The 2,702-nt window shown below is 29.2% G+C and carries 2 protein-coding genes; both read left to right on the top strand.

Annotated elements, in window-relative coordinates:
• On the top strand, nucleotides 1-417 hold a 417-nt coding region (locus tag SH09_RS09675), incomplete at its 5' end, for a pyridoxal phosphate-dependent aminotransferase (protein WP_042739448.1).
• Nucleotides 418-1,377: 960 nt separating this feature from the next.
• Nucleotides 1,378-2,702 (top strand): S8 family peptidase (locus SH09_RS09680; RefSeq protein WP_042739449.1); only part of this gene is annotated, 1,325 nt, incomplete at its 3' end.

Below are 2,702 nucleotides of genomic sequence, written 5' to 3' on the forward strand. Positions count from 1 at the left end.
CCTCGCTTGATTGAAGAGGTAACAACAGTTCATTTATATAATTCAATATGTGTTGCTACCCCCAGCCAATATGGCGCAATAAGCGCATTGAAATATGGAGCACAAGATATAAAAAAAATGAATCGCGCTTATGAAGAAAGAAGAGATTATATATACAGCCGAATTAAGGAAATGGGTCTACCCGTTGAAAAACCTCAAGGGACATTTTATATTTTCCCGGATATTAGTGAATATAATAAGGATTCATTTGAATTTTGTACGCAACTGTTAGAAGCAGAACAACTTGCTGTAGTACCAGGAAGGTCGTTTTCAGAGTTTGGGGAAGGACACATTAGACTTTCTTTTGCTTGTACAATGGAAGAAATAAAGGAAGCTTGTAATAGGTTAGAAAACTTTTTGAAAAGTGATAAAAAATAGTCAATTTGAGTTTTTTATTTCTCGCTTTTGAATCAAATACTATGTGATATATTTAATTATATAAAGTCGCCTGAATTGTTCAGGCGACTTTATCGTTAACTATTAAGGCATATCATTTAAATTTTCAAACTACTTAGAGATGAATTACATTTCTCTGATAAACACAGAGAAGTTCATATAATTGAAAACATTTTTTCCAATTATACGATATAGCTACCGCAATGCTCATTATTAATAAGGCAATCACAAACTCAGATGCCATATAACCTTGAGGTAAATAATGCCCCTAACATGATTCGAATCAGTAATATCTCGGCTTTCATATTGTAATATTATAGGATAAATGATATTTAAAAAAATAGTATATATGCCTAATGAATTAAAAATAAGAGAGAGGAGAGAGCAGAAATCAAAGATATAACTGTTATAACCATATGATAATCCCCCTTTCTCTGGAGGAGGGAGGTTGAAATTAGAATAGCATGTTATTCATGACGAAGGAAAAGCTTATAAATAAAGCTATAATCAAGTCGTCTCCTAATTATAAAAGGATTAGTTTAATGCGCATAAGTTATAACTGTTATATCTATCGAGCGGACTTATATGCCAGAGATTTGGAAAGAAGAGTAAACATTTGATTTGAATTATAGGTTATATCGGTTATTTGATAGATTTTTTGAAACTATTTGTTTAGGATCTAATATAATAAAAGAGCCACTAAAAGATTATAATCTTTTAGTGGCTGCTGGCATATAAAGGCTTCCTATAATCATCGATTATGTTAATAAATTAGTATAATAAAGAATTATCTAGAATACATCAAGTTAAGATATTTTATATTATTGATTATAAAAATCAATAAACAGAAAATTTTTAAATATATTCATCAAAAAATAAAAGGTAGCATAATATCTAAATGTATATTAATATTAATTATAAATAATAGGTGAGGGGTGCTATATGAAGAAATTTAAATTTATTTTTATTTTTTTAATGTTGGCATTTGTGTTTGTTCAAAATGATTATACTTTTGGAAGCTCATATAATGAGGGGCTAAGTTATTATAGTGTTGAATATAATAATGAAAGAGTTTTTAATGAATCTATTAAACAAAAGGATATAGAGTTAACTTATAAGATTCCAGAAATACATACAGCACAAATTAAAACTAGTAAGTCCCAAGTAGAGTCCTTAATAAAAAATAATAAAAACATCAGGTTTATAAACCCTACATGTTCTACTTGTGTAGCTAAAAAATCTGTACAGGTAGAAAAGAACTCAATTAATAAAGAAAATGGTATAAATGATTTATTTGATAAACAGTGGGATATGCGGAAAGTAACTAATGAAGGTAAAAGTTATAAGCTAAGTTCAGAAAGAAAGAATGCAAAAGTTGCTTTAATAGACTCAGGTGTAAATAGTAACCATCCGGATTTAAAAAGTATAAATAAGACAATAAATGAAGTCCCCAAAAACGGTTTTAGAGGTAGCGAAAAGGATGAATCAGGAAATAGAAATTTTGAAAAAGATAAGTTGAATCACGGAACATTAGTAGCAGGACAGATAGGAGCTAAGGGTAGTTTAAAAGGTGTAAATCCCGGAGTAGAGATGAATATGTATCGTGTGTTTGGATCAAAAAAAAGCGAGATGCTTTGGGTTTCTAAGGGAATTGTTGATGCGGCAAAAGATGATAACGATATAATTAATGTTAGTCTAGGAAATTACTTAATTAAAGATAACCAAAATAACAATAAATTAAGAGATGATGAAAAAGTAGATTATGATGCGCTACAAAAAGCTATAAATTATGCTCAAAAAAAAGGTAGTATTGTTGTTGCAGCTGTAGGAAATGATGGTATTAATGTAAAAGATGCAAAAGAAATAAATAAGAAGAGAAATGTAGAAAGTAAATCATCAAAAAAGGTATATGATACTCCATCCAATTTAAATAACGTTGTGACTGTAGGATCTATCAATGCTAACAATCGTATTTCTGAATTTTCTAATTATGGAAGTGGTTTTATAGATTTAACAACTATCGGAGGTTCGTATGAACTTTTAGAAAAATATGGAGAAAGAGCATGGTTAGAGGAAGGATATATGCAAAAGCAAAGTGTTTTAAGTACATCTTCTAATGGAAGATACATATATCAATCAGGAACATCACTTGCAGCTCCAAAAGTTTCTGGTGCATTAGCCTTAGAGATTGATAAATATAAATTGAAAGATAATCCTGAAAAAACTTTAGAAATATTTAAGAAAAAAGGGATTGAAAAAGAAAAAGG

The sequence above is a fragment of the Staphylococcus gallinarum genome (assembly GCF_000875895.1).
Taxonomy (GTDB): domain Bacteria; phylum Bacillota; class Bacilli; order Staphylococcales; family Staphylococcaceae; genus Staphylococcus; species Staphylococcus gallinarum.